The sequence below is a fragment of the Haloferax profundi genome (assembly GCF_001469865.1).
Lineage (GTDB): Archaea > Halobacteriota > Halobacteria > Halobacteriales > Haloferacaceae > Haloferax > Haloferax profundi.
In genome coordinates this window covers 1-7,123 of record NZ_LOPV01000690.1, presented here as the reverse complement: position 1 = coordinate 7,123, position 7,123 = coordinate 1, and the positions used below count along the sequence as shown (strand labels likewise).

Here is a 7,123-nt window from a genome sequence, read left to right as displayed (position 1 = left end):
TTGTGTGTCCGTGAGGTTTTGGCCACTTGAACCGGCAGTCAAGAAATCCAGTACCCGCTGGCCGAACCGTCGGTAGAGAGGAGTTTCATCGTCTGGCCCCCCCTCGATGTATCGACTCCCGATAACGAGATCAGAGTCCCCCTCTATGACAGGTGTGACAACTTGTGGGATATCTCGAGGGTGGTGCTGGCCGTCCCCGTCGAGAATAACGAAGGCGTCACATCCAGTCTGTTGAGCGTGGTTAAGGAGAGTTTGAACTGCAGCGCCTTTTCCTTGATTCTCCTCATGTACGATGACAGTCGCACCGGATGCGCTTGCAATCGGGACAGTATTGTCCGTGCTACCGTCGTCGACGACGACGACTTCGTCAGCATACTGTTGTGCGGCAAGGACTGTACTCCCGATCCCGACCTCTTCATTGTATGCTGGAATGCCGACGACCGTCTTGGTTTCTGGAAGTGTTGTAGTTTGGTCAAGTTCTGGGTTGGCTTCGTGAGGATTTGAATTCTCATCCTCAAGTCCGGAACCTTCCTTACTTTCCCCTCTCACATTATGTGACTGCAACTGTCTTCCCCCCTCCTGAATGTAGTTGTTTCTCGCGTTCCATGGTGACCGCATCTGAGATGACGTTCACAAGATAGGATATGTCCTATCAAGCCAACATTCAGATGTGCTATCATAATCAGGTAATTACTCAAATAAAGAGTTTACTCCTGAGACATCGGTATGTACCAATAGGTAGATAGCACTAGTTGTCATCTTCGTGATTCGATACGTCCCGCCCACTACACAGGGGTCATTACTGATCATTCCATGTTCTGCATGTTGGATTTCGTCCGGTCTGAATTCAGGCTACTCTCTCTTGATATAATAGTGGTGTCAATGTCTCCTAAACGAGTAATCTGGTGTTGATATCCCAGTACCGGTCAGAAAGCTCAGGATTTACTGAACATTCATAATCGCGACCGGTAAATCAAAGCACACCCGCTTTCGAACGTACTTCACACGTAATGAGACAAGGGTTCGAGCCGATCAACACCGCACTCGTCACTGGTGGTGCAGGGTTCATTGGGAGCCACATCGTAGACCAACTCACTGCCACCTGTGACGTCACAGTCTACGATAACCTCACCTCGGGAGCTAAAGACAACGTCGCTACTGGGGCTGACGTCATTGAAGCCGGCCTCAACAATACAGAACGGTTGACCACCGCTGTTCAAAATACCGACGTCGTCTTCCACCATGCTGCTCAAGTAAGCGTCACACAGTCAGTCGAGGCACCAACGTCATCCCACGCTGTCAATCTGGACCCAAGCCTCGAAATTCTCGAAGCTGCTCGTAACTCTGACACTCGTGTCGTCTTCGCTTCGAGTGCGGCAATCTACGGTCATCCCGAGTACACACCAATTGACGAAGGACATCCAAAACAGCCAACATCGCCCTACGGTCTTGAGAAACTCACGGCAGACCACTACTGCCGTCTCTATCACGACCTCTACGGCGTCGAAACCACCGCACTCCGCTACTTCAACGTGTATGGTCCTCGTCAGCAAGGAGGCGACTACAGTGGTGTCATCAGTATCTTCCGTGACCAGGCTCGCGTTGGTGACGACATCACGGTTGAAGGAGATGGTGAACAGACTCGTGACTTCATCCACGTTGATGATATCGTTCAGGCAAACATGCTCGCAGCAACGAGCGACGCCGCTGTTGGAGAGAGCTTCAACATAGGCACCGGTGATACCATTACGATTCGCGAACTCGCAGAAACGATTCAGGATGTCACAGGAACTGACTCAGACATCGTCCACGTCGACCCGCGTGAAGGCGACATCAAACGGAGTCGCGCAGACATCACCAAGGCCCGAGAAGCACTTGGGTTCGAACCGAAATACAGTATCAAAGACGGGCTCACTGAGTACCTCAGTGAGTAAAACGCGACTGAAGTCTCGCGGTAGGTGACACTCAGACTCGCGACTGCACAATCTCACTCAACCGAGGAGTCCAAGTGAGTCAATCTCATCGCTCACGACTTCAATCGCCTCTCGTGCATAGTCGACTTTCTTTGCACCCGTGATGACGATCTTCCCAGACCCGAATAGCAGGACCACAACGTTTGGCTCGTCAAGCCGATAGACGAGTCCAGGGAACTGCTCGGGTTCATACTCAACACTTTCCAGACCCAGACCGATAGCGAGCGCGTTCAGGTTGAGACCAGTCCCGAGGTCAGCACTCGAGACGATGTTCTGAATGGTTGCCTCCTCTCGGTTGTCAGTTGGGATTCCAAGGCTCCCGAGTTCTTCGAACACCTTGTTTAATGCTTGATTGACCTCATTGACACTACTCGCACCCGTACACACAATCTTTCCAGACCGGAAAATCAGATTCGCTGCTCTCGGCTCTTGAGTGCGGTACACGAGCCCTGGGAAATTATCGGGGTTGAATTCCGCTCCAGTAACGTCCATCGAAAGAGAGGCTAAATCTAACTCCTGACCGACTGCACTCGAGGCGACGACATTTTGAATCTCAAGCGAATCAAGGCGTGCTTCATGAGACATTATATTCGCGTTTTAAACACGGCTACTTAAACGGTTGTGTGAACATGGTTTTTTGGTAGTACAATAGCCGTAAGGGGAATCGGCTACTCGGTCTCAGAGGTGTTAGATTTCTCGTTAACGTGGCGAAGAGCCTTTGATCTGTTCGGCTAACCCACTCGAATTGCCCATGAATCCCCCTTCATAAGCACGTTCCCCACGTTTGGAGGTAGAATGATTATCCATTGGGTCCAATATTCTCCCCAATTTACCGGAAAGCGGGCGGAATGTGCTGCATGCCGTCTGTCTCCCCAGTGAGTTCCGAGTTGAGATGTCGATAAACGATGACCGTAACGATGATCCACATGAGAACCAGCAGGTAGGGAAGCAGGCTGCTGGTCTGCCTGGGAGCTTCTGAAGATGCTTCTACATTCGATGGGCCAGTTGGTGCCCCGATATCGGCGGCGATAGGCGTCGTCTCAGTTTCGGTCTGGGTTGCCTGGGGAGTGTCCGTCGTCACACGATCAACACTCACACCACCGTCACTTGCGTCGCCATCGTCGGTGCTGTCCGCATCGCCCGTGGTTGGCTCGGGCGGAGTCTCGTCGGCCGTCGTGGTGGAAGCTGTTGTCGAACTTGATCCACCGCCACCACGACTCGGTTTGTTACTGCTCGGGGCCGATTGCTCGTCGGTACCGGTATCGTCATCATCGGAGGTCGACGTGTTCTCTCCTACCTCATCCTCGGTATCAGTAGTGTCTGTCTGAGTCGACATTGTGTCGTCAACGGGGGTTGTGTCACCGTCCCCGACAGGTGTCGTGGTGTTGTTGGTCGGTGGTGTCGTGGTGTTGTTGGTCGGTGGTGTCGTGGTGTTGTTGGTTGGCACGCTCGTATTCGTCTCGCCGGCTGGAGTCGTGTTTGTATCGTCACTGGGCGTGGTCGTTGTGTTATCACCGGGAACCGTTGTATTGGTGCCGTCAGTCGGTGTCGTGGAATTGTCGTCGACGGGCGTAGTGACGTTGTCATTCGTCTCGTCAGTCACGTTGGAATCGTCACCATTGTCGCCGGGATCAGAGTTGTCGTTGTCTCCGGCGTCGTCACCGGTGTCCGAATTATCAGTGTCTCCAGCGTCATCGCCATTGTCGGCATCGTCACCTGTGTCGGTGTCACCGGCACCATCGCCAGTATCCGAGTCACCGGTATCGGCATCGCCGCTGGCATCGTCGTCACCATTGCCAGCACAGTCATCCGACATGGACAGCGATCCAGAGGCACCTGGCCCGTCTGTCTCGTTGTGGAGGTTGTGCACGTGGTTGGAGACCTGTTCACCGACACTACCCGAGGCATTCTCGTCGTCAGTGAAGAGTTCGCACTCGGGCGGCACCGGAACTGGTTCACACTTGGGTGGATTGCTTGCGTTGACGACGTCGGTGACAAAGTCAGAGACGTGGTCGCCAACTGTCGTCGACTTGTTCGGCGGCACTTCGCAATCACCAACCTCCTGTGAGGTGTCGGTGGAGTTATCGGAAGAAGTCGAATCGGACGCATTAGGCGACGACGGAGTTGGGGTGGGGTCCTGAGGCGCGTCTGCATCATCCACAGGGGTTTCCACGGGAGATCTCTCAGCGGGGTCAACCGCGACGACTGACATCGTCGCCGCTGCTAAGACCGCCACCGCGACGACAATCACCCCAACCGTTCTGAGAGATATCATTGTCTTTCATCTGTGAATTTGTTTTATTCCAGAATTGTAATAGACGTATTAACATGCGTTACGTGGCGACTACTGGGTTGAAAACAGATCTTCTAGTGATACAGAATCAAGCGCATCCCCACAAAGTGACCTTGCCTACACGGTGAATCGCAGTACACATTGTTTTGCAACGTGGGACATTTCATCGTCTCAATTCTTCACTGCCCAAGTCAAAATTTGAATCAGTTGGCGTCACTCAGCCACGGTTTACTACTAATTCGTGGGCTGAGATATCGACAAACGAATCACGAAATGGGGTGTCCTCAAGACGGGTTTGCGTAGATGCTACACTAGATATTCAGAGTATTAATAGTGTATTCAAAAATCGAATACATTCGTGATCTAGATAGTAAAATATGTTAACATCCAATACTATTTTTGTTGTATTTTCTCGCATTCCAGTAATTCACAGCGGATAGCGCGTTATATTATTATTACACTACTGCTTCAGTCTGTAACTAATCCGCGAGAATACGTATTGCACAGCGATGGCCACTCGTACCGACTCACGATTTTCAACCTTCACGGAGTCGAGACCTCGAACAGGATCTTGGCGATTCTGGCTGGAGACTGCCGCCCAGAGCAAGCAATGCCTTGTGTTCGCTACTATCGTCGCATTGTCTTTGGGCACACTCCCACTGTACATTCCCATCTGGTGGTGGGATATTGCGATGCACACGGGAGTCAGTGCAGTCATTGTCGTGTGGTTATTCAGATTCCACACCACGCCATGGGTCGCACTTGTCTTCCTCCTCGGGATCAGCGTTGGCTGGGAAATACTCGAAGAGATAACACCCCACTTCATGTTAATGGCCGGTGGCTTGACCGACACCATCGGCGACGTCATCTCGAACGTAACCGGATGGGCGTTCGTTGTCTTGGTTCGTTGGTGGATCAACCGCACGTGAGCGAGGACCGCGTTACAACATCGTTATCCAAAAACCTTGGACTAACCTCGGGAGCTGAGCGACTTCAGCAGGCAGAAACAGCAATTTTGGCTTCGTGACCTCGATTGTTCATCACCGCAGGTCGTCGTATGGGACCGTGTACAACCGCACGTCGTCACCTGCTGAGAGGTTATCTCTGTCACCGCCGTTTTCAAAAATGTCGGCTACACTTTCTACTTGCGTTTTTGGGTACACGTGCTTTGTACTGCCATAGCCACTGTACACCTCAACTGACACAGCAAACCGTGCTGTCTCATCCGCATTTCTTGGCCAGATATCCACCGGTACGACCTCGCCTTTGCTGTATTCATCTTCAACCATTGTTACTCTCACATCGATCCAGCGATTTCACCGCGAATCCCACCCTCGCGGAAACCGTCTTCGCTGGCTACCTACGTAATGATTCAGCGAATTAATAATATTTTCCCAATATTTGAAGGAAGGTAGCAATCTACTTGCTTCCAGCCGAACCCATCTCAACCTCTGCTGAGGATTTATTAGTCGACACCCCCAGCATGCTCTTGTGTATCCACTCGGCCATCTTGCGCTTGGATATCTTTGCTATGCCGGTGTTGCGTATTTGACTGACCGACAACTGCCGAATGGGTTACTTCTCGTGGTTCTCGCTTTCGGGACCCAAGTCCCCGACATCATTGACAAACCACTTGTCTACGCTGGTGTCCTGCCGAGTGGCCGCTCGTTCGCACATTCGCTTCTCATCGTGTTGCCTGTGCTTGCTGGACTCTCCTACATGGCGATTCAGTGGGATCTGAGAACAGAGGCCCGCGCATTTTCGGTTGCTGTCCTCTCACACCTCATTGGTGATTCGTATCTCCTCGCTCTTCGAGGGCAATGGACTGAGCTACGATTCCTTCTGTGGCCAGTCATTCCAGCGATTGACTACCCGTCGGATGATATTGCACCCTGGGTTCGGCTATTCAATGCTGGATTTGATTCACCGCAGATGCAGTTTCAGTATCTGCTCGTAGTGATCGCAATCGTCATCTGGGCACGAAGTGTGTATGTCAAGCGAACGCGACGAACCCCGGATAGATAGTCGCTCACAGTCGTATCGCGAAAAATGAGTACGGTGGAGGTCAGCGAAGCTTCCTATGCTGTAATGCTGACAAACAGCCGCTGGATGTCGACAATGTTGACGACACCGTCGTCGGTGAAGTCGAATAACTCAGGCCGCGTGGTAACCGACTCGTCATCGCGGTTGACGAACAGTGCCTGAACGTCTACGATGGTGAATTCACCGTCCCCGTTGATATCTTCGAATTTACCATTCCCATCAAGGTCCCGTGGTGGGTTGGAGAGGTCTCCAACTGGTCGCGGTCCACTCACATTGACAGAGGTATTCGAGACCGACTTGACAGTGTACTGGACACCGGATACCGTCCCGACAGCAGTCGGTGATACGTTGACTCCGACGATCTCTTCAGAAGGAGATTGCACAGTAACCGATGCGAGGACGACTGATTCGTTCGCCTGTTCTTCGAGACCATACGCGACGATACGACTGGACTGATTCGAGGCGCTAATCGTGGTGTTATTGCCAGCGGTTGCACTGGGAATCTCTACCGATTGGATTGTTGCATTCTCTCCCACAAGTGAGACGTTCACATCGAATGTTCCAATGTCTGAAGAGACGTTACTGGCGACAATATCGAGTGTCGCCTCTTGGCCCACACCAACGCGGTCGGGGCCATCCATCGCAAGCTCAAGCGTCTGATCAGCTGTGGTCGACTCTGTACCGTCCACTGAGAGGGTAGTTGCACCGACGGTTTCTCCAGACTCCGTGTGGAGCGTAAGCGTTGCATTCGTCACCCCTGTTTGCTGAGGCGTCACATACACTGCAAGTACACGGCTTTCTCCGGGGTCGAGAG

General features: G+C 52.3%; 7 protein-coding genes and 1 pseudogene. 3 read left to right on the top strand and 5 right to left on the bottom strand.

The genetic code is table 11. The annotated features are described in order from the left end of the window. The coding region (locus AUR66_RS20950) for a glycosyltransferase family 2 protein (protein ID WP_157533251.1) at positions 1–618 on the bottom strand (618 nt) is incomplete at its 3' end. 392 nt (positions 619–1,010) lie between these two features. Here AUR66_RS20950 and AUR66_RS18760 point away from each other — a divergent pair. Beyond that, positions 1,011–1,934: an NAD-dependent epimerase/dehydratase family protein gene (locus tag AUR66_RS18760; protein WP_058573634.1), complete on the top strand. Its 924-nt coding sequence runs from the start codon at positions 1,011–1,013 to the stop codon at positions 1,932–1,934. Positions 1,935–1,991: 57 nt separating this feature from the next. Here the strand turns inward: AUR66_RS18760 and AUR66_RS18755 are convergent, their stop codons facing one another. Further along, positions 1,992–2,558: a TATA-box-binding protein gene (locus AUR66_RS18755; RefSeq protein WP_058573633.1), complete on the bottom strand. Its 567-nt coding sequence runs from the start codon at positions 2,556–2,558 to the stop codon at positions 1,992–1,994. A 244-nt stretch (positions 2,559–2,802) separates the two neighbouring features. Continuing rightward, positions 2,803–4,134: a hypothetical protein gene (locus AUR66_RS18750; protein WP_157533250.1), complete on the bottom strand. Its 1,332-nt coding sequence runs from the start codon at positions 4,132–4,134 to the stop codon at positions 2,803–2,805. 824 nt (positions 4,135–4,958) lie between these two features. Here AUR66_RS18750 and AUR66_RS23020 point away from each other — a divergent pair. Next, positions 4,959–5,195, top strand: coding sequence for a hypothetical protein (locus AUR66_RS23020; RefSeq protein ID WP_231727977.1), 237 nt, complete (start codon positions 4,959–4,961; stop codon positions 5,193–5,195). Between the two features lie 111 nt (positions 5,196–5,306). Here the strand turns inward: AUR66_RS23020 and AUR66_RS18740 are convergent, their stop codons facing one another. Then, positions 5,307–5,555, bottom strand: a complete 249-nt coding sequence (locus AUR66_RS18740) for a hypothetical protein (protein WP_058573630.1) — start codon at positions 5,553–5,555, stop codon at positions 5,307–5,309. A gap of 202 nt (positions 5,556–5,757) precedes the next feature. Here AUR66_RS18740 and AUR66_RS18735 point away from each other — a divergent pair, with 202 nt between their 5' ends. Then, positions 5,758–6,291 carry a metal-dependent hydrolase gene (locus AUR66_RS18735; protein WP_058573629.1) on the top strand — a complete coding sequence of 178 codons (534 nt, stop codon included), beginning with the start codon at positions 5,758–5,760 and terminating at the stop codon, positions 6,289–6,291. A 53-nt stretch (positions 6,292–6,344) separates the two neighbouring features. Here AUR66_RS18735 and AUR66_RS22395 read toward each other — a convergent pair. Beyond that, positions 6,345–7,123 (bottom strand): annotated as a pseudogene (locus AUR66_RS22395) (hypothetical protein); the annotation flags it as partial.

What these genes read in the sequence shown, in the direction of transcription:
- AUR66_RS18760 (WP_058573634.1), top strand. Translation starts at nt 1,011, where the DNA reads ATGAGACAAGGGTTCGAGCCGATCAACACCGCACTCGTCACTGGTGGT.
- AUR66_RS23020 (WP_231727977.1), top strand. Translation starts at nt 4,959, where the DNA reads ATGCACACGGGAGTCAGTGCAGTCATTGTCGTGTGGTTATTCAGATTC.
- AUR66_RS18755 (WP_058573633.1), bottom strand. Translation starts at nt 2,558, where the DNA reads ATGTCTCATGAAGCACGCCTTGATTCGCTTGAGATTCAAAATGTCGTC.
- AUR66_RS18740 (WP_058573630.1), bottom strand. Translation starts at nt 5,555, where the DNA reads ATGGTTGAAGATGAATACAGCAAAGGCGAGGTCGTACCGGTGGATATC.